This window comes from Enterobacter asburiae (genome assembly GCF_001521715.1).
GTDB lineage: Bacteria > Pseudomonadota > Gammaproteobacteria > Enterobacterales > Enterobacteriaceae > Enterobacter > Enterobacter asburiae.
In genome coordinates this window covers 1071919-1089446 of sequence record NZ_CP011863.1, presented here as the reverse complement: position 1 = coordinate 1089446, position 17528 = coordinate 1071919, and the positions used below count along the sequence as shown (strand labels likewise).

Annotated in this window: 33 protein-coding genes; 8 read left to right on the top strand and 25 right to left on the bottom strand. The window is 51.6% G+C overall.

Features of this window, described 5'->3' with window-relative positions:
• The 14 genes from ACJ69_RS05515 to ACJ69_RS25640 form a co-directional block, all read right to left on the bottom strand.
• Positions 1-639 (bottom strand): putative metallopeptidase, encoded by a 639-nt coding sequence (locus ACJ69_RS05515; protein ID WP_054829857.1) that lies wholly within the window; start codon positions 637-639, stop codon positions 1-3.
• A gap of 3 nt (positions 640-642) precedes the next feature.
• Positions 643-1014: a hypothetical protein gene (locus ACJ69_RS05510; protein WP_023277179.1), complete on the bottom strand. Its 372-nt coding sequence runs from the start codon at positions 1012-1014 to the stop codon at positions 643-645.
• Positions 1015-1155: 141 nt separating this feature from the next.
• Positions 1156-1842, bottom strand: coding sequence for a Rha family transcriptional regulator (locus tag ACJ69_RS05505; protein ID WP_032665504.1), 687 nt, complete (start codon positions 1840-1842; stop codon positions 1156-1158).
• Positions 1843-2031: 189 nt separating this feature from the next.
• The gene (locus ACJ69_RS24855) at positions 2032-2502 is read right to left on the bottom strand and encodes a lysis protein (protein WP_054829858.1); all 471 of its coding nucleotides are present in this window, start codon (positions 2500-2502) and stop codon (positions 2032-2034) included.
• Entirely contained in the window at positions 2499-2942 is a 444-nt protein-coding gene (locus ACJ69_RS05495) for a lysozyme (RefSeq protein ID WP_102046760.1), read from the bottom strand. The genes ACJ69_RS24855 and ACJ69_RS05495 overlap by 4 nt, the downstream gene beginning before the upstream one ends.
• Positions 2926-3267 carry a phage holin, lambda family gene (locus tag ACJ69_RS05490; RefSeq protein WP_023311421.1) on the bottom strand — a complete coding sequence of 114 codons (342 nt, stop codon included), beginning with the start codon at positions 3265-3267 and terminating at the stop codon, positions 2926-2928. Before ACJ69_RS05490 ends, ACJ69_RS05495 begins: the two co-directional genes overlap by 17 nt.
• 859 nt (positions 3268-4126) lie before the next feature.
• Positions 4127-4627, bottom strand: a complete 501-nt coding sequence (locus ACJ69_RS05475) for an antiterminator Q family protein (protein WP_059346630.1) — start codon at positions 4625-4627, stop codon at positions 4127-4129.
• Positions 4627-4743: a hypothetical protein gene (locus ACJ69_RS25170; RefSeq protein WP_153251232.1), complete on the bottom strand. Its 117-nt coding sequence runs from the start codon at positions 4741-4743 to the stop codon at positions 4627-4629. The genes ACJ69_RS05475 and ACJ69_RS25170 overlap by 1 nt, the downstream gene beginning before the upstream one ends.
• On the bottom strand, positions 4740-5099 hold the full coding sequence (locus tag ACJ69_RS05470; RefSeq protein ID WP_021571188.1) for a RusA family crossover junction endodeoxyribonuclease: 360 nt from the start codon (positions 5097-5099) through the stop codon (positions 4740-4742). Before ACJ69_RS05470 ends, ACJ69_RS25170 begins: the two co-directional genes overlap by 4 nt.
• Complete coding sequence (locus ACJ69_RS05465; RefSeq protein ID WP_000048136.1) at positions 5096-5380, bottom strand: hypothetical protein; 285 nt, start codon at positions 5378-5380, stop codon at positions 5096-5098. Before ACJ69_RS05465 ends, ACJ69_RS05470 begins: the two co-directional genes overlap by 4 nt.
• On the bottom strand, positions 5373-6041 hold the full coding sequence (locus ACJ69_RS05460) for a serine/threonine protein phosphatase (protein ID WP_054829860.1): 669 nt from the start codon (positions 6039-6041) through the stop codon (positions 5373-5375). Before ACJ69_RS05460 ends, ACJ69_RS05465 begins: the two co-directional genes overlap by 8 nt.
• A complete protein-coding gene (locus tag ACJ69_RS05455; RefSeq protein WP_000106777.1) occupies positions 6038-6208 on the bottom strand; it encodes a NinE family protein in 171 nt (56 codons plus the stop codon). Before ACJ69_RS05455 ends, ACJ69_RS05460 begins: the two co-directional genes overlap by 4 nt.
• Complete coding sequence (locus ACJ69_RS05450) at positions 6208-6663, bottom strand: YbcN family protein (RefSeq protein WP_054829861.1); 456 nt, start codon at positions 6661-6663, stop codon at positions 6208-6210. Before ACJ69_RS05450 ends, ACJ69_RS05455 begins: the two co-directional genes overlap by 1 nt.
• A gap of 503 nt (positions 6664-7166) precedes the next feature.
• A complete protein-coding gene (locus tag ACJ69_RS25640) occupies positions 7167-7799 on the bottom strand; it encodes a hypothetical protein (protein ID WP_059346629.1) in 633 nt (210 codons plus the stop codon).
• Positions 7800-7869: 70 nt separating this feature from the next.
• Between ACJ69_RS25640 and ACJ69_RS05435 the strand changes: the two genes are divergently transcribed.
• A protein-coding gene (locus ACJ69_RS05435; RefSeq protein ID WP_116799391.1) for an IS3 family transposase occupies positions 7870-9077 on the top strand; the annotation gives its coding sequence in 2 pieces (ribosomal slippage) (positions 7870-8191 and positions 8191-9077; 1209 coding nt in all).
• Positions 9078-9170: 93 nt separating this feature from the next.
• Here ACJ69_RS05435 and ACJ69_RS25460 read toward each other — a convergent pair.
• From ACJ69_RS25460 to ACJ69_RS05400, 9 genes are all read right to left on the bottom strand, one after another.
• On the bottom strand, positions 9171-9347 hold the full coding sequence (locus ACJ69_RS25460; RefSeq protein ID WP_167347074.1) for a hypothetical protein: 177 nt from the start codon (positions 9345-9347) through the stop codon (positions 9171-9173).
• Positions 9348-9349: 2 nt separating this feature from the next.
• Positions 9350-9730, bottom strand: a complete 381-nt coding sequence (locus ACJ69_RS05430) for a hypothetical protein (protein WP_054830125.1) — start codon at positions 9728-9730, stop codon at positions 9350-9352.
• Positions 9727-10299, bottom strand: a complete 573-nt coding sequence (locus tag ACJ69_RS05425; protein ID WP_054830126.1) for an ead/Ea22-like family protein — start codon at positions 10297-10299, stop codon at positions 9727-9729. The genes ACJ69_RS05430 and ACJ69_RS05425 overlap by 4 nt, the downstream gene beginning before the upstream one ends.
• A complete protein-coding gene (locus tag ACJ69_RS05420) occupies positions 10296-10592 on the bottom strand; it encodes a hypothetical protein (RefSeq protein WP_054830127.1) in 297 nt (98 codons plus the stop codon). Before ACJ69_RS05420 ends, ACJ69_RS05425 begins: the two co-directional genes overlap by 4 nt.
• Entirely contained in the window at positions 10592-12025 is a 1434-nt protein-coding gene (locus ACJ69_RS05415) for a DnaB-like helicase C-terminal domain-containing protein (protein ID WP_059346627.1), read from the bottom strand. The genes ACJ69_RS05420 and ACJ69_RS05415 overlap by 1 nt, the downstream gene beginning before the upstream one ends.
• Entirely contained in the window at positions 12015-12911 is an 897-nt protein-coding gene (locus tag ACJ69_RS05410; RefSeq protein ID WP_048982990.1) for a hypothetical protein, read from the bottom strand. Before ACJ69_RS05410 ends, ACJ69_RS05415 begins: the two co-directional genes overlap by 11 nt.
• Positions 12904-13050, bottom strand: coding sequence for a hypothetical protein (locus tag ACJ69_RS25455; RefSeq protein WP_015571544.1), 147 nt, complete (start codon positions 13048-13050; stop codon positions 12904-12906). The genes ACJ69_RS05410 and ACJ69_RS25455 overlap by 8 nt, the downstream gene beginning before the upstream one ends.
• Before the next feature lie 89 nt (positions 13051-13139).
• Positions 13140-13706 carry a toxin YdaT family protein gene (locus ACJ69_RS05405; RefSeq protein WP_054830128.1) on the bottom strand — a complete coding sequence of 189 codons (567 nt, stop codon included), beginning with the start codon at positions 13704-13706 and terminating at the stop codon, positions 13140-13142.
• 30 nt (positions 13707-13736) lie between these two features.
• Positions 13737-13970 (bottom strand): transcriptional regulator, encoded by a 234-nt coding sequence (locus tag ACJ69_RS05400; protein ID WP_054830129.1) that lies wholly within the window; start codon positions 13968-13970, stop codon positions 13737-13739.
• Between the two features lie 105 nt (positions 13971-14075).
• Between ACJ69_RS05400 and ACJ69_RS05395 the strand changes: the two genes are divergently transcribed.
• The 3 genes from ACJ69_RS05395 to ACJ69_RS05385 all read left to right on the top strand — a co-directional run bounded on the left by ACJ69_RS05395 (position 14076) and on the right by ACJ69_RS05385 (position 15673).
• Positions 14076-14768: an XRE family transcriptional regulator gene (locus ACJ69_RS05395; RefSeq protein ID WP_015571542.1), complete on the top strand. Its 693-nt coding sequence runs from the start codon at positions 14076-14078 to the stop codon at positions 14766-14768.
• Between the two features lie 161 nt (positions 14769-14929).
• Positions 14930-15364, top strand: a complete 435-nt coding sequence (locus tag ACJ69_RS05390) for a hypothetical protein (RefSeq protein ID WP_054830130.1) — start codon at positions 14930-14932, stop codon at positions 15362-15364.
• Complete coding sequence (locus tag ACJ69_RS05385; protein WP_225381483.1) at positions 15365-15673, top strand: hypothetical protein; 309 nt, start codon at positions 15365-15367, stop codon at positions 15671-15673. It abuts the gene before it with no gap.
• Between the two features lie 27 nt (positions 15674-15700).
• Here the strand turns inward: ACJ69_RS05385 and ACJ69_RS05380 are convergent, their stop codons facing one another.
• The gene (locus tag ACJ69_RS05380; protein WP_054830145.1) at positions 15701-15910 is read right to left on the bottom strand and encodes a hypothetical protein; all 210 of its coding nucleotides are present in this window, start codon (positions 15908-15910) and stop codon (positions 15701-15703) included.
• Between the two features lie 347 nt (positions 15911-16257).
• On the opposite strand from ACJ69_RS05380, the gene ACJ69_RS05375 reads away from it, so the two are divergent.
• Entirely contained in the window at positions 16258-16440 is a 183-nt protein-coding gene (locus tag ACJ69_RS05375) for a hypothetical protein (protein WP_063945715.1), read from the top strand.
• Here ACJ69_RS05375 and ACJ69_RS05370 read toward each other — a convergent pair.
• The gene (locus tag ACJ69_RS05370) at positions 16427-16636 is read right to left on the bottom strand and encodes a hypothetical protein (protein ID WP_023303584.1); all 210 of its coding nucleotides are present in this window, start codon (positions 16634-16636) and stop codon (positions 16427-16429) included. The two genes, ACJ69_RS05375 and ACJ69_RS05370, sit on opposite strands and share 14 nt — an antisense overlap.
• Positions 16637-16911: 275 nt before the next feature.
• On the opposite strand from ACJ69_RS05370, the gene ACJ69_RS05365 reads away from it, so the two are divergent.
• The 3 genes from ACJ69_RS05365 to ACJ69_RS05355 are packed head-to-tail and all read left to right on the top strand — an operon-like array spanning position 16912 to position 17488.
• Positions 16912-17127, top strand: a complete 216-nt coding sequence (locus ACJ69_RS05365; RefSeq protein WP_023330697.1) for a hypothetical protein — start codon at positions 16912-16914, stop codon at positions 17125-17127.
• The gene (locus ACJ69_RS25450) at positions 17124-17282 is read left to right on the top strand and encodes a hypothetical protein (protein ID WP_000218995.1); all 159 of its coding nucleotides are present in this window, start codon (positions 17124-17126) and stop codon (positions 17280-17282) included. Before ACJ69_RS05365 ends, ACJ69_RS25450 begins: the two co-directional genes overlap by 4 nt.
• Positions 17279-17488, top strand: coding sequence for a cell division protein FtsZ (locus ACJ69_RS05355; protein WP_000607101.1), 210 nt, complete (start codon positions 17279-17281; stop codon positions 17486-17488). Before ACJ69_RS25450 ends, ACJ69_RS05355 begins: the two co-directional genes overlap by 4 nt.
• Positions 17489-17528 lie beyond the last annotated feature (40 nt).

Here is a 17528-nt window from a genome sequence, read left to right as displayed (position 1 = left end):
TTACGCCAGCTTCAACATGCACGTCCCGCATGACCTGGCTATATCGATGTGAGCCACTTCTGCTGGCGCATTGGCCGCATCAACGAGCTCCTGTACTTCTTTGCTGGCACCGTATCGACGTACAACACCAGTGAATTCTTCGACGTCGTGGCCGCGCAGTGTAAGCACTGGCTGCCCGGTATCTTTATTGAACTTCGGCGCGCCGAAATCATCCGTGGCCTGTGCGATGTGGTAAAGCTCATGCTCTACCAGGGCGCAGAATTCAAGGTCGCTGCATTGTGAGCAGTAGTCGGCTGCCAGCGTGATGATGAACTTCGGGATGCGCCCGAACCATTCATACATCTGCTGTTCCATTCTGGCTTTCTGCCAACCACCTGCGCGGAGCATTACCTGTTCGGCCTGTCCGAGAACGTAGCGCCCTTTCTTCGCGAATGAGTCAGAAGCCCACATAAAACACAAATCAGCTTCCATTAAATGGGCGTGGTCTGGGTTATGGATGCTTCCGCTATCGCTGAGGATTTGATGGCTTATCCAGTCATGCACTTCATTGGCGGGAATCAATCTGGTGTAGGGCTGCCAGTTATCAGGGCCAATGAAATTAACTGGTGGAAGTGGCCTGCGCTCGTCTTCGTTCACCATGAGTTAATCCTGTTTTATATACGGCAAAAATGCCGAAAACATTCTGTCGAGCAGATAGCAGTAGGTTTCGTTTGCGTCTTCCGGCTTGGTCGTTACGCCCACATCAGAGCAGACGTAAAAACATACGTGAGCGCATTCGTGAACGAGAGTTGATATCTGCTGATCGAATACTCCAATCAGGTAAACTCGCTCTCCCGTATCGGTGTTTTCATAGTTGTTTGCCAGTCCACAGTTGAATGGCCTTTCCTCTCCGCTACCACCAAGGAATTTATCAGCGTGCTGAAACTGTTCTCTGGTTGTTGCGAGGTAGACATGCGCACTTTGAAACAGCGGAATGGTGAATGCCGGAAGTCTGTGCCATTTGGCTTTTGCCATCTGTTGCTCCGTCATTATCCGTTGCAGGGGTTATTTTTGATTTATCCGCTCAGGGGGATATCCATTATCAAGCCCACCCGAGGATGAGCTTTGGAATGGAAAGCCGTTGTGAAAGAGGCTCTCCAAACCACAAATCTGTGGTTATGCGGCCAGGCGGTGCTGCTCTTCGATAAGTGGCTGACGATGGTTACGCTCGAACATGCCGCGCAGCACTTCTTTGCGTTGTTCGAAGTCCCACCCCATGCTGATGAATACCGTGTTGGCGCGCTGTAGCTCGGTGATGCAGTGAATTTGTTCCGGCGTCAGGTAATCGCGGATCGGCTCTTTCTTCCCGATTTCGTGATGCACACGGAACTTGGCCGCCGTCATGCCCAGCGCCAGTCGGTTAATCAGGTCAGCTTCGTTGCTGAAGTGATGCGGGGCGATCTGCTTACCCTGCGCCTCACGCTCATGCTTGATGGCGTCGGTCATGGGTTTGTATTCCAGGCGCGCGGAGTTGCGGTCCATCTTCTTTTTCGCCAGCGCACTGCGCATAGTGAAGAATTCAGCTACCAGGCGCTTTTTGAATTCACGCACAACTTCATTGTTTCGCATGTAGGTGATCAACAGCGTGGTTTGCTGTTCGTTTAGCAGTGCTATTTCCTGCTTCTGCATGCCTCCATCGGTTTGAAAGGGTCGCATTTCAAATTCCACCCTTCCGAACTCTTCGAGGTCGCTTTTGTACTTCCTGATGAGTTGAATCACTGGCTTGTGATCCTTCATGACACCACTGGCGATCACTGCCGAGTTGGTGACCAGGTCGAGCTTCTTGATTTCAACTAATTGCATGGCGATGTTCCTTTAGAAAGATGAGCCTGTTCGCACAGAAAAGCCGCCCCGAGATGGTCGCCACCATATACGGCAGTTCTCAGGCTCAGCTTTCTGAAAGACTCGGGATTGTTATGCGCTGCGATGCGCGGTTTACTGCGGGCATAAAAAAGCCCGACCGAAGTCAGGCTCTGTTATTTGGGTAACGAATCATTTAAGACACTGCTCTTTGATGTAGTCCTGCAGATAACCGACCTGCTTCGTCACTGTGGCGATTCGCTCTCTGAGGGTGAAATAATCCCGTTCAGCGGAGTCAGTAAGTCGGGGGCTGGAAGCATCGACCATGCCGCCGGTACTGGTCGCTCCGTTCGTGGGACATCTGGCGTTGACGTGCAACCCACACTTGCCATCGCGAACACAACGCTGCAGATCATCAAGCTGCTTTTTCGCATCGGACAATTCCTTCGTGTATTTGGCATCCAGCGCAGCGACATCACGCTGGCGCACCTGCATATCTTTGATGGTGGCGTTCGCCAGGCTGAGTTTCCCAGTCGCCTTATCGCGCTGGTCTTTGTAGGTTATGGCATTGTCGCGGTAGTGGTTCACGAGGAGCGCCAGCACGCCGATTAACACCAGCACCAGCAGCTGTAACCAGTAACGCTTAACCAGCGCGCCAATCATGACAGGAACAGAGCCCGCTCTGCCTCCCGGCGACGGGTCAGCCCGTTCAGGACTTTGCCACCAGCTTTATTCCAGCGCAGGAACTCATCAGCTGCGCCAGCGTAATCACCGGCGTTGAGTTTTCGCAGGAGAGTCGATGTCGACAGTGACCGGGCGCCGAGGTTATACGTAAACGACACCAGGGCGTCGAATTGCCCCTGAGTCAGGCCAACTTTAACCAGTCGTGACACGTCGCTTTCGTAGCTGACCAGTCCAGTCTTCAGCAGACGCTCTGCCGTTTCCTGCTTAATCGTCATCCCGGCGCGGATTGGTTTACCGTCGACAGGCTGAGTCCATCCGTATCCGATCGTCCACACTCCGACGCTGTCCTGGTAGGCGGTGAGCTTGCAACCTTCGAACTGTTTGATCAGGGCAATGCCTTTATCACTGGTTTGCATCACCGCCTCCAAACCGAGAATTAAACACCCGGGAAGCCATAACCTTCACTTGCTCTACGCCAACAAAACCGAGTGCGCCGCCTATAGCAATCGACAGGGACTGCGGAAGGTTGAAGTAATCAAGAGCTGACACAGCAGTAAGGGTCAGAGCTCCACAGATTGCCCCCTCAAGGAGCATTTTCTTCCAGCCGCCACCGCCGTAAGCGATTCGCAATGCGGCCATGGCAACCGATAGCAATACGGCACCCATCGGCGTTTCGCCACGCCACCAGCTGTGGAGTAGTTCGATAAACTCCGTCCAGGAGTGGGGATCGTTATGCATTTTCATAGTCTCTAACCTCCGGCTTAAAAGCGGGGGCTGTGTGTTTAAAGGGGTCAGGCCCTCGGGACGATTTAACAAGTAGGCGTGTCGATGATGGTTCCCGGAGCCTGAAATAAAAAACCCGGCGACAGGCCGGGAAGATGAGGGCAAGTTAATGTCGGCTCTCTGGCCGAATGGTCCCAGGCAGTGGGTTCTGTGTGCCGGGCAAAGGAATCGAACCTCTGACGCGCAGCTTATTTCCAGGTTTCGCCATTTAAGGCTGAAAGCACTGTTTGATGTGTTACACCAAACATTCTCCCTAGCCCTCTGGCTCCATAAACCTTATGTCGTGGAATGTAGTTTTCTCTGATGAACTGGACACTGTCCATTGTTAGCTTACTCATACCATTCAGCTCACCAGCCACTAAGTAGCTAAGGTCAAATTTGGTTTTCTGAATGTGGCATGCAGAACATAGTAGTTGGCACTTTTCAACCTCAGCATAAAACACCGAATCTGAGTGATAGTGCATCTCGCTTACATTTGCTGATTTGGTGGAAGGGTCTATGTGGTCAAACTGAAGCGAATATTCGGATCCGCAACTCTCGCAACGACCACCCAACTTTTCCACGGCCTTAGCAAGCCTAGTCCTTCGATTATGATAGTAATCTTTACTCGGCATTTACCACCTCTGCCACTGAACTAGACCGGCGAATTTGGCGGGACAGGAGGATTCGAACCTTCGACCTTTCGGTTAACAGCCGAACGCACAACCGCTGTGCTTCTGACCTTGAAAATGAAAAAGCCCAAGGCGCTAACCTCGGGCTTGGCATTCATTCATGTCACACACAACAACGGCAACATATACGATTTATTCTGCTCATTTGTTCATTGAAAAGCAAGCGCGTTATGAGGATTTTTTGCAATTTTCCTCACATTTTCGCGATTGTTAAACGCATTTTGCAGCGGTTGGTACAAACAGAACAGTGAGGCGTTGATGATTTGCTTCACCTCTCTACGGATTGTCGAGATGCTTGGGTGTTTATACTGATTTCCGCCACGCGTCTTCATCAGGCGAGGCTTACTTACTGCATGCTGCCATGATGCAATTCGGATCTCGCTGGAGTTGCAGACGTAGTAGGCGAAGATAACCCGCCAGGCATTTTCATCCACATTCTTCAGGTAGTGGCGAATGACAGCATCAATGAGCATCCCGTCATCATCACTACATACCTGCCGTGATGCTTGCTGGGGCTCGACGGTAGCCATGAATCTGGCAATCATGTTGATCATCGCTTTATCAATCTTGCCGGTCTGGCACCATGCGCCCCACAACTGGAGCCACTGGTCTACCCATTGATGCTGGTCTTTGGTTAATTCCAGTTTCATTATGCGGCTTCCTTCTGTGGCTGGTTGGTTTTGGTCTGGCTGTGCTTTGCTATTGGCGGCATGCTGGCGCGCTTAACGCTCTCAACCTGGTATCGGGTTATCTCGTCTCTGGTCACGGCGCGCACTCCCCAATAATGATCTGCCCCTTCTCTCCCCAGACCTTTGTGATGCGGCAATCCCAGATGTGAGCATCATCCTCATAAAGCGCATCCATCAGGGCTTTCAGCATGTTGTCGCAGTCTGGCTTGGCCTGGTGGGGCTTCCCGGCGAACTCCGCTCGTTTCTTCTTACTCCAGCTTGGTGGCATTGGTAGGACGAATGTCACATGTGATCCGGATTCAGGCATGGTCAACTTGCGCAGGCGGACCTCATCGCAAAAAGCGCGGTAACGCATTACAGGTGGACGCTGCTTCCACTTATCCGCGCGGGTCATGCGAGGCTTGCCGATTGGTGTGATGTCGTAGATTTTCATGCAGGCACCACCAAGCCACGACGGGCAATCTGAATAATGGTCAAGACAATGGCTCGATCCATTAACTGGCGGCGTTCGTCACGGCTAAGCCCCTTCCCGTTATCAATCTCTGAATGACAGGTGACGCAGATAGCAGCGGTGGCGCAGTCGTCTGTTTTCATTCCGATACCTTTACCCTCGTTGCGGTGCGCCACCTGCACGCCCCACGCTCCGCACAGGACGCATTGCTCAATCTGGCCGACTGCGGCGAGCCACTTCTTGCTGCGGTAGGTTTTACTCATGGTCACCACCTTGCACCTGAACCAGCGTGAGGTTTCCGCAAAACACCGCTCCTGTGTCGATGTACATCTGGTTGGCATACTTCAGGGGCTGGCGCGCAGGGGTGTGGCCGAAGATAAACAGATCAGCACCGGCTATCGGCGAGACAATGCCGCCCTGAGCGTCGCTAACCCGCTCACGATTCCAGATGACCATGTCTTTCGGGACCGGCTTCTCGAACGCATATTCGTTATGCGGGTAGTCAGCGTGGCAAATTACGATTTTCCGATCGGAGGTAACCAGCTCGATGATGAGTGGTAACTCAGCTGCCTTGTGAACCAGAGCCTTAGCCAGCACCTCTTTGTCATAGTCGAGATTGAAGAACCAACCGCCACCGTTTACCAGCCAGTGATTGACGTTTCCATGCTCTGAAAGCCCATCAACCATCATCTGCTCATGGTTACCGCGCACTGCCCTGAACCACGGCATAGTAATCAGATCCAGGCACTCGACGTTTTCCGCGCCGCGGTCAACAAGGTCACCAACCGAGATCAGCAAATCACGCGCAGGGTCGAACGAAACCTTTTCGAGCTCATTCATCAGCAGCGTGTAGCACCCATGCAGATCGCCGACGACGAAGATATTGCGCCAGTCAGCGCCATTAATTCGTTGATACATGCTCATGCTGATTTTCTCCTCGCTGCGAGACGCAGCCATTTCTGATCCACCAGGCGGGCGGTGTAGTCTTTCAGGGTCGGGATATCGGACGGCTTAACCGCGGGCTTAGGCTTGCGGCGCGCCGGAACGCGAAAGATTTCGTTTGTGATGACGCGGGAAAGTGGAGTAGACATCAGGCCTCCTGCTTATCGCGCAGTTGCTGGTACTCGCAACCGTTCGGGATTGTCAGGGCCAGGCCGAACTGGGCGCACCACATTTCAACCTTCACCAGGAAGATATGCATTTCCCCAGTGTCGAGGTCTGCGGTGTGGCGCGGCTCCCAGGTGGTAGTCTTCTCACCGGTGATGAAGTCGGTGTATGTCACCTCTTCACAGCCGAGATAGGTTTTCTTGAGGTTGCGCTTAACCCACTCCGGAGTCGCGTCGGTGCGCCCGGAGTTAATGAGGTACTCGCTGATTTCAGCCAGCCACATGTGAAGAAGTGAATTTTGCGACAGGCTGCGCTTCTCGCGCCACGGCTTAACCTGCAGGCGGAAACATTGCCCGTCATCCAGCAACGGCTGAATCTGCTGGCCAATGGCCGCGAAGTTGCCGCGATGGAGTTTGATGCCGTCTACTGGAAGAGTCATACGGCCCCCTTAACGGAAACCGCAGAATGCAGAAAATCGCAGGTGCATTTCTGCATCTGTGACAAGGTGAGGAGTTCAGATTGTGGTCGCATTTAAGTCCCCTTAAATGCGCAGAAGTCACCGGAGTTGTTCAGGCTCCGATGACATGATTATGGCTTGATGATTTTACAAAATCAAATGGGTGAAGCTTTCTTTTTTAACTTCAATGTTGGCGCTTTCTCCTTCGATTTATTCTCACTTTCAAATGCATCTTTTGCATTGTTGCATCCGCATTGATGGCAAACGTAGTCGCCACTCCACCCTCTGCGAGTAACTTCTTTTCCGATAGCGATTGAACCACAATCAGGACAGACCATAACACCCTCCGGTTAGAATTTAACTGCATTATGATGGTACCAATTCAAATCCGGAGGGAAAGCTCATTTACAAAATAATCTTTTTATTTCAATAGTATAATATTGTTTAAACGCGGTTATCGCACATGCCGTGATTATTGATAGGAATTACCGCACAGTTGGCTTTGGCGCTGCTGAAATCATCGCCTCCCAGCAAAGTTTCGCCCGGTGCGCTGCTTGCTGGCACCCACTCATGGCGTCGTATGCTTCCCACTCCTTCTCGTCACTGAAGCTCTCATCAGGCTCTGATTCGAACCCATTGACGATCATGTCTTCTGTAGGCTCAATCGGCACCAGAACCCAACCATCCGGAATCACCGGAGAGTTGCCATCGGCACCCTGAAGCATGGCGGCGCGGCAGGCGTTCCAGGCTTCGAACTGACCATCAATCCCATCATCATAATAACCGTCAGTCGTCCGTAATGAATCCCAGCTATCGAGAGGCGAGCCGTACTCAGATTCCCACCATTTTTCAAACATAGAGCGGTCAGGTACAGATACCGGCGCTGGCGGGGCAGAGCGATACAGAAGAACATCACCCATCTCTGCTCTGGACGCAGGCCATACGTCTGCATCAGAGCCAGATTTGAGATAATCAAGATTGGACTGGTCGATTACGCACACAGCCTCCGCTTCGAGCGATGCCAGCGCGATACGCGCCAGCGCCGAAGCCTCACCGCATTGAACGTGGTCAGTTTCGATAATTTGCTGTAACTGCTCTGATGTAGCCCCCTGAAACACCGGACAGTAGCTGTATCTCCAGATAAGAGATAGGCTTGAATATATGTCTAACACTAACGCCAATTTTGAGATGACCGGGATCCTGTTAGGGCAAGAAGCCCGTAAACGTAAAACTCCTCAGGAGAAGATCGCCATTATCCAGCAGACGATGGAGCCGGGCATGAATGTCTCCCATGTCGCCCGCCTGCATGGTATCCAGCCCAGCCTGCTGTTTAAGTGGAAGAAGCAATATCAGGAAGGCAGCCTCACCGCCGTTGCGGCCGGAGAGGAAGTCGTTCCTGCTTCTGAGCTTACTGCTGCTCTGAAGCAGGTCCGGGAACTTCAGCGCCTTCTGGGCAAGAAGACGATGGAAGTTGAGATCCTGAAAGAAGCCGTGGAGTACGGCCAGTCGCGAAAATGGATAGCGCACGCGCCCTTGTTGCCAAAGGACGGGGAATAGCCCTGGTCAGCCGCACCATGGGCGTGTCGCGTGCGCAGCTGTCACTGCGGATTAACCGTTCTGCCGACTGGCAGGACAGGCGCTGTAACCGGCGTAATGACGAAGCAGACGAAGAAATACTGTCGGCTATCCTCGACATCATCAGCGATATGCCGAGTTATGGTTATCGACGCGTGTGGGGCATCCTGCGCAAGCAACGTCGCACAGAGGGACAGCCACCTGTGAACGCCAAACGGCTTTACAGGATAATGAGCGAGCATAACCTGTTGTTGTTGCATGACAAACCAGAGCGACCGAAGCGTGAACATAAGGGCAAGATAGCGGTGGCAGAAAGCGATATGCGCTGGTGTTCAGATGGCTTCGAGTTCGGCTGCGACAACGGCGAAAAACTGCGGGTAACGTTCGCGCTGGACTGCTGCGACCGTGAGGCCATAGACTGGGCAGCAAGCACGGGAGGCTATGACAGTTCGACCGTGCAGGATGTGATGCTGAGGTCGGTGGAAAAGCGCTTCGGCGACAGGCTACCGGAAACACCAGTGCAGTGGCTGACGGATAACGGTTCAGCGTATACCGCGTATGAAACGCGGAGGTTCGCGAGAGAGCTGAATCTGGAGCCCTGCACAACAGCGGTGAGCAGCCCGCAGAGTAATGGCATGGCCGAACGGTTCGTGAAAACGATGAAAGAAGACTATATCGCGTTCATGCCAAAACCGGATGTGAGAACAGCACTGCGAAACCTTGCAGTAGCGTTCACGCATTACAATGAAAACCACCCGCACAGCGCGCTGGGATATCACTCCCCGAGGGAATACCGGCGGCAGCGGACATCGTTAACTTAAGATACAAAAGCTGTCCGGAGATGGAGGGTCAAGATCATTTGCTGTAACTGCTCTTTGGTGAATTCTCTGGTAATAGGGCTCATAGGTTAGTCCTCAATATCCAGAGTACGCGCGGAGTGATGCTATTCTCGCGGTGATATCATTGATGATTTCTTCCACCACCACTGCGTGCTCATGCTCATCACGCAAGACGTCAAGGGCGCAGTCTATTTCACGGAGCATATCCTGCTGCCATTCAATATCTTCTGATTCCGGGATTTCGTATTTCATGCTCACTCCCCTTTACCGGCTGCGGAGGCGCGTTCCGCGTCCCACTTCTGCATGTATTCTTCGATATCACTCCATTCCTCACCAGAACCAGCCAGCGCATCAATTACTGACTGGCGTTCGCTGTGCTGTTCTTTACGCTCCAGCTCAGCAATCCGCTTCTCTGCGGCATGGTATAGTTTCATCCATTCAACACCAGATGTCGCAGCTTTATCTGCGCCTACAGATTCAGCCTCTGCCAGCTTTTCCAGCTTGAGAATTTTTCTGTCTTTGGCTTCCAGCTCATCCAGCAGCGCCAGCACGTCGCGAGTTTCAACGAACATATTCGGGTCGAAGTTATCGACCGCTTTAGCCGCGGCTGCTTTCAATTTGTCGATGTTGCTCATTGGGCGGCCTCCTTGCGAAGTTGGGCGGCGAATGCTATGGAATCATTGGCATTTTGTTCAAGCCAATCAACAAGCGACCCCATGTCAGTTACGGCTGGGTTGTCCAGTATGCTTTCGTATACCCGTTTAGACTCCTGCGCCCGCAATTCAGCCAGGAAAGCATCGGTTGCCGGGGTTTCTGGCTTGAAGTCGCTGGCACACCGCGGTTCGATGTCATCGCTTGTGTAAATAAAACAGTCATCTTTGATGAATTTATTTAGCCCCGCATTCTCCGCAGCCAGCTCTGCGCATCTGGATTCAAGTGTGCTAATTTCTTCAAGTAGCGATATAACATTCGCGGGGCTGGCCAAAGCCATAAATCCTGCATTCGCATAGACCTGATCGCTATTTTTCGTCAGGCAATTAACGTGGCACTCTGCAACAACGCCGCCAGCCATTCCATTCCATTCCTGACAGATGTAAACGCTGCTCAGGTTTCCGTGCTTGTTAATATCGCAGTGTCCGACAACGTAATTTCCTTCTGTCGCTTTCTCTGCTGCTTTTCTAAGTTCCTGTTTATTAAATTTCATGCTCTCACCCCGTATACGCTTAAAATTCTCTTCATAGCAGCGCTGTTGCGGCACTCCTGAAATATTCCGTTGGTGCAGCTGCGCGCGGTGCCGTCCTGCTCTTCCGGCGTGGCCAGGCGATAAGTCACCGTTCGCCAGACCTTGCTCATCCGCACAATCTTCCGGGCCCGCTCCAGATCGATGGCGTTCTTCGTGATGCAGTTGATGGTCATGCCGCACTCTGTGGCCACATCCTTCGCCGTGAAGGTCCGGTGCGTTTCTAGATAACGCAGAATTGCCTGTTTGCCTTTCATCAGTAGCCCCCTTTCTTTTTCGGCTGCTGCTCGCGCCCGCGGCGTTCTGCGGCTGCGGCCTGCTGGTCTGTGTCGTAAATTGCCCCGTTGATCTGGTTGCAATAAACCGTACCGGTACTGCCGTGGCGGTTGAGTCGCAGGATTAACTCGGTTTCTCCAGGCGGCACGCTGTCATCGAAAGCACCTTCCCGGTGGATGCCAACCCAGTAGTCGCAGTCCTGCTCAATCTGTCCTGTGTCGCGGGAATCGCTCGGTAACGGGCGTTTATTCACTCGCTTCTCCAGTTCGCGGTTGAGCTGAGTCAGCAGCACGACGACGCAGCCAAGCTCTTTGGCCAGGTTCTTCAACCCTTTGGTGATCATCCCGTAGGCCAGGTCATTACGGTCTGCTTTTTCGGCGGTCATCAGCGTCAAGTAGTCAACCAGAATCATGCCTACGCAGCCTTTCTCGCGCTTAATTCGACGGCATTCGGTAACGATATGCGCAAGTGACAGGCCAGGAGTGTCGTCGATGTACAGCATGTCGATTTCACTCAGCCGACCAGCTGTAGCGATCGCCTTCTTAAAGTCGCCGTCGTAGTCTCCCTGGTACTGATCATCGGCGTCATCCGTGGCGGGCATGTAAAAAATGCTCGGATTTACGCCGGACTTCTGACCAACCAGTTTTTCGAGGATCTGGTCGCTCGGCATTTCCAGGCTGAACATCAGCGCTGGCTTTTTCTCACGAACCGCGCAGTTGATCGCCATCTGACCGTACAGGGTTGTCTTGCCCATCTTTGGCCTTGCGCCAATCACGAACAGAGAGCCTTTAACCAGACCTTTCGGCGCCAGCAGTCTGTCGAGTGACGGGATTCCGGTACTCATTCCGCGCTGTTCGCCTGAAGGGTCAAAGCGTTTCTCCAGATCTGCTACCCAGTCATCCATAACCTCGCCGAAAGACCTCAACCCCCGACGACTGCCGGTTTTTGAATGGTCTGCGAGCTGGGTGAAAATACCCTGAATGGCCTCGTACTTCTGCGTGGCGCTCATGCCGTTGCGGGAATACAGCAGCTCAGTAGCTTCGGTCAGTCGGCTGATGCCATAGCGCTCCATTGCGGCTTCGCGGACTGATGCAGCGTATGCCACGATGTTTGCAGCGCTCGGTGTGTTTTTTGCGATCTGCGCGATGTAGGCGAAACCGCCGATCTGCTCCGTAAGTCCTTTGCTTTCCAGAGAGTCGAAAAGCGTCAACCCATCGACTGGCTTGTTAGCTCGGAACATGTCACGTAATTCAGCAAAGACGATCTGATGAACCCGGATGTAAAACGACTCAGGTTTGAGCATTGCCAGCACTTTTTGAACACGCTCGCTGTTGTCATCGTCCAGCAGGAGTCCGCCGATGACGCTCTGCTCTGCTTCGACGTTGTGGGGTACGGTCAGGATTTCAGAGGTCATCACAGGCCCCCTCGCGCGTCTTGGCATACACATCCACGTTCAGGAAGTATTCGAGAGCCTTGCGGCGCCATGTGCGTCCCGTGCGCTGGTCTGGGCGGTTCTCCAGCATCCAGCGGCAGTTAGTGGCGATGTAGCTCAGATACGATTCCCAGTCGCTCAAGGTGAACTTATGGCCGTCGAGCTGCTGAGTTACTTTCCCGGCCTTCTGCCAGAAGGTGCGGATCAGAGCACGCCGCTTGTCAGTCAGTATCCTGATGCTCTGGGCTTCAGGCAGTACGCGATGGTAAACCTCGACTACCTGCTCACAGCTGAGAGAAGGTTTTTTCTGCTCTGGTTTTTCTGCTGCTGATGCACACTCTCTTACGTTAGTAAGAGAGTTATTTAATATATTGTTATCTGTGGACACTGGCTGGACATCGGCTGGACACACATCCTCCACAGGCATTGGTACTACTGCGTTTGCGCTGGACACTGGCTGGACATCGGCTGGACAAAAATTTGACTGATATTCGTCATATTTGACCACTTTTAGAACAGTAAAACGGTTGTTCGATTTGGTGGTGATCATGCCCAGATTCTGGAATTTACGGAGCAGTGATTTAACGCGATCAGCGGTCAAACCCGTTTCCATTGCCAGCGTGTTACGCCCGGTGATGAACTCGCCGCGCTCGCAGATCACATCGCCAACATCAGTCGATACCAGTGTCTGTTCGTGATTAGCGCGCAGGAGCAGGTGAACCCATAAATGAGCCGCCTCAGCGTCCTTGTAGAACGGCACATCCATAATTTTACGGTGCAGCAAGGCAAACCCCTTACCGTCATTCGTGCGCGGTTTCTGGAGCCTTCTGGCCTCTCTGGCTTCGGCTAAATTAGATACGTTACCCACGGCCACTCTCCTTACGTTTCAGTTCTTCCAGGATGGCGCGCATCTTCTCTGCCACAATCGGGTTAACCGAGCGGATGAAGCGGTCGCGGGTTATGTTTTTATGTACAGCGGTATGGTAATAGCGTGGATTTTTTGCCATTATTCCTCCTGCAATGAGTGCACACGATTTGCATCTGAAGGCCAGTTCTGTTGACGCAGACTGGCTTTCGCCATTTTTGATACTTCCCATCACATAACTCCCGGCGCCATAGCGGCCAGACTTGTCACCACCGCGGCGATTGATTCAGTGGGCAGAAAGCGCAGAAGTGCTTCAGCAGCTTCTCTCACCTCTTTCTCAAGGCGTTGTATCGGCTGACCAAGTAACTTCGCCTGATGCGCTTCAGTGCACTCTTTCATGGCCTCGGCTATCAGTTCGGCCTCAGTCTTTGCGACCAGACCGAACTCTCTCGCCACTTTCTCGTTATCCCGCGCCATCACGTCGATAATGACGGGGATCAGTAGCATCAACCCCTTGTCGTTCTTCGGGCCCGGATCGTTAATCATCCGGAAGAAGTTCTGCTTCGTGTTGTGTTCAGAACCTGCCAGTAACAACCCCTTCCCGCCGCGCGCCAGCCACTCTTTGGCTACCAACTGCGAAATGTGGATCTGAGCCTTCCCAGGCGTTGCCTTCTGCCAGGCGCGAACAGCTTCGCGAATACGAGTGAGCTTACTGGTATTTCGCGGAACGCTTTGATTTATCGAAATCATCGGACTCGCCATGAATCCGGTATTGTGTTGATACGCAAGTGAATGCATTGCTTTCCCTTTCGTTGTTAGGGCCGCCGGTTAGGCGGCGTTATTGTCGGCCGGTGACGGGAACAGCGTCGGCAAATCAGGGCGAATCTGGTAGGCCTGAATCTCGCCACCAGTTGCTTTTACGATGCTGTTCACATGCTCCGGAGAAACCCTCGCTTTGTTGTGTAGCCACTTGTAAACCGCCTGCTGCGACACTGCGCACGCTTCACCAAGGGCTTTTTGTGACCCGACGATGGTGATAGCGGTTTTAATGGTTGGGTTCATAACAACCTCCATAGTGAATATAAACGAAGAATAAAACTATGGTTGTATTTAGTCAACAACCATTTTCGTTTGATGGAATAAAACCACGGTTGTACATTTAACCTTATGAAAACGACACTTGCTGGAAGACTGAAAGAAGCACGCGCGGCACGAGGCCTGACACAAAAGGCGCTCGGGGATCTCGTGGGTGTTAGCCAGGCGGCTATTCAGAAAATTGAAACAGGAAAAGCCAGCCAGACCACCAAGCTTGTGGAAATTGCTAACGCGCTCGGGGTAATGCCTGATTGGCTCAGCTCTGGAGAAGGGGCGATGCTTAATGACGGAAAGCAATCAGGGGCAGCTTTATTAACTAATGCAGCTTCGGACGTATTCCGCGTAGACGTTCTCGACCTCACTGTTAGTGCGGGACCGGGATCATTCATGATTTCTGAGTTTGTAGAAGTTCTGCATGCTATTGAGTTCACAAATGAGCATGCCCGCGCCCTCTTCGGCAATCGCGCACAGCATGATGTGAAGGTGATGACTGTAGACGGTGACAGTATGTGTCCAACGATTCAGTCTGGTGATCGCCTATTCTTCGATGTGTCAGTGAGGAACTTCAAGGTTGACGGAGTATACGCATTTGTCTTTGGGCAGCACTTCCATGTTAAGCGTCTGCAAATGCAGGGCCTGCAATTAGCCGTGCTTTCAGATAACCCGGCTTACAAAGACTGGTATGTAACAGAAGAGAATCAGGACCAGCTCTACATCATGGGAAAAGCGCTGATCCATGAATCGATAGCTTACAACAAACTGTAGCAGTGGCCTGATGAGGTGTTTGGGTGATAAGAGAATATCTGATAGTAGGCGTGGTTACTTTGCTCTCGGTTGTTGCGATCGTGCTTATGGTGGCCTGATGAGACTTTTGGATAGAGACGAAGCTGCGGCTGGTTTAAGTTCCTTTCTGCGGAATTAAGATTATGATTTATGAAAAGGTTTTATTTGTTTATACCACTTTATTGCAGGAAGGAATGGCGGCTGCCGGTTTTAACACTCCAAACGTGGTTCTTTTTGATGTTGACCCACTTAAGATCTATTCATTAGTCGTAACCTGCGGATTTTTAACAGATACATCTAAAATTTACTGGAACGAGATTGACGTAACCTTTAATGATAAATCTGTCATTGATCCTGCATTCGATGGTGAAAGTACTTTCAACGTATTAGGTAGTGGATATCCAAACAAAGACCACTACTCCTCCGTTTCTTCTTTCTACCTGAAAGGCATAAGGTTAACGAACCCAGGTTTATACACTGCGAAGGTTTCCCTCTATGACAGCGGGGCAGACGGGAAAAAGGGAAATCTAATTGATGTTAAGGAAAGTCACTTTATCGTAGCGGGGGATTTTGAGTAGATGGGAGAGCTTTTTAAATTAAACAGGCCTAACCTTGAAAACAAAAATTATGCACCTCATAATACTGAGCATGGTAGCGGCAGTGGCGGAGGTGACGATATGCTTCAGAGAGTGAAAGAGCTTGAAACAAAAGTCGCAACCCTTGTAACCGATGTTGCAATCATCAAAGACAAGCTAGCCTCAAAAGAAGATATTCAGTCAGTAAAGACAGAGCTACATAAAGAGTTGAATGCTCAAACATGGAAAATCATTACAGCTCTAGTCATAACTGTGCTTATAGCTGTCTTTTCTAAATACTTTATCAAATGACCCGGGCGCCAGGCCGGGTTTTAATGCTTACTTCACAGCCTTACTACCTTTCCGCACCAACTCCGCCGCATCCCTGTTAGCCCCCTTACCTATCACGTTTCCCGTTTCCTTCCGGTACCGTTCCAGCTTGTCGATGATGTTTTGCTGGGTCATAGGTAAATCTGCCAGTGACAACTCCATGACCGCCCGCCCCATGGCGTGAACCATCATGTTCACTCTTTCTTCATCCAAGTCCATTACCCACTCCTTTTTGATGTTTTTTCAAACATACCATCATCGGAGCTAAAAATAAATTTCGTTTAAAAACAACCAAATAAAACCACATTAATCATTAATACAACTATTGTTGTTGACGATAAAACAACTATGGTTTTTAATAAGCCCATCGAAACGAAACATCGACAGCTGAGCGAAGTTAGCCAGCGGCGAAGTGGAGATTCGGTCAGTCGAACGGCGCGACAGTAAACCATGCGTCGGACCATAGGCGGGCTCAGGAAGAGCGGCAATTATGGCAAAGCGATTTACCAGCAGCTCTTTGCGAGGGGCTGACGGCAAATCTACTCCACTTATTTGAGGTGATGGTGATGGATATAAAAAACGATGAAGTAGCGATGTTTAAAAGCAACAATGGCGTAATTTTAGCAGCTGACGCAGCTTATGCTGCTGCTGAAGAAGCGGTTAAAGGGGCATCAGATGACCACTGGTATCGGCAGAATTTGATAAAGGCAGCACTGGAGACTGCCCTGGCATCAGTTATCGTTTTATAGCGATCCCAAAAGGCGTAGGTGCTTCTGCTTTGTACTTTTCCTTTGCTGCTTCACGACAGGCAGGAAGCAAATCAGCAATGCGCTCAATTAAAGCTTCTGGCGTGTTGGCGGATGGGTCTTTTACTGCAAGCGCCAGCGCTAAATCATATGCCACTGATTCCTCAGTTCTCTTTCCTGCAAATACATTCATGGACATAAAGAAATCCTTTTATTGACTGTGGAATATCCAGTCTACGGCATTCCTTTGACTGTGGAAAGTGAAGGAAATCACGCGCCGGGCGTGGCTAAACATCCCGGCACTCATTCAAGTTGAGGCTGCCAGGTAGGCGGCCTTTTTCATACCTGGAGTTATTTACGAGTGACTCAAGTTATGACAATCGGCGGCCATCCACCGCCCATTGAAACACTGAATAAATGCGTTGAAGTCTTGTATTAACCGTTCCGTTCGCCGCGATAAGGCCAAGAGGATTTATGAGCAATAAAGAATACGAACAGGCGTTTCCAACCCGCGATGATAATTACGACTCCAAATACTCTGGCCCGGGCATGACGCTGCGTGACTACTTTGCGGCTAAGGCTATGCAGGGAATCATCAGCAGCGAATGCAACTATGGAGCGTTTAGTGATTTAGCAAGCGATGCATACAGCATTGCCGACGCAATGCTCCGCGCCCGGGAGGCATCATGACAGTCACCCACAACGGCAAGCAGTACACCGCCAAAAAGCTCAACGATAACGAGTGGCAGCTGACGTCGGTATCTAACCCGCGTGAAAAGCTGACGATGAACCGCTGGCATATGAAGCTGGCTGGCCTCCTGGAACAGGTTGAGGTGAAGGCATGATCAACCACTACGGCACCACCCCGCTCATTCGCCAGTGCGTCACGCCCGGCATGATGGCATTGCATGAAGGCCGCACATATCGCGTCTCAGCAGTCATTCAGGAGCGCAAATGGGTATACCTGCACACTGACGCAGAAATAATCCGACTCAGTGACTGCGTGATTGACGTCCTTCTTGACGGTCACGGCAACCCTATCCAGCACTAACCACCCTATTCAACCGTTCGGCCTGGCATTACGCGGGCGG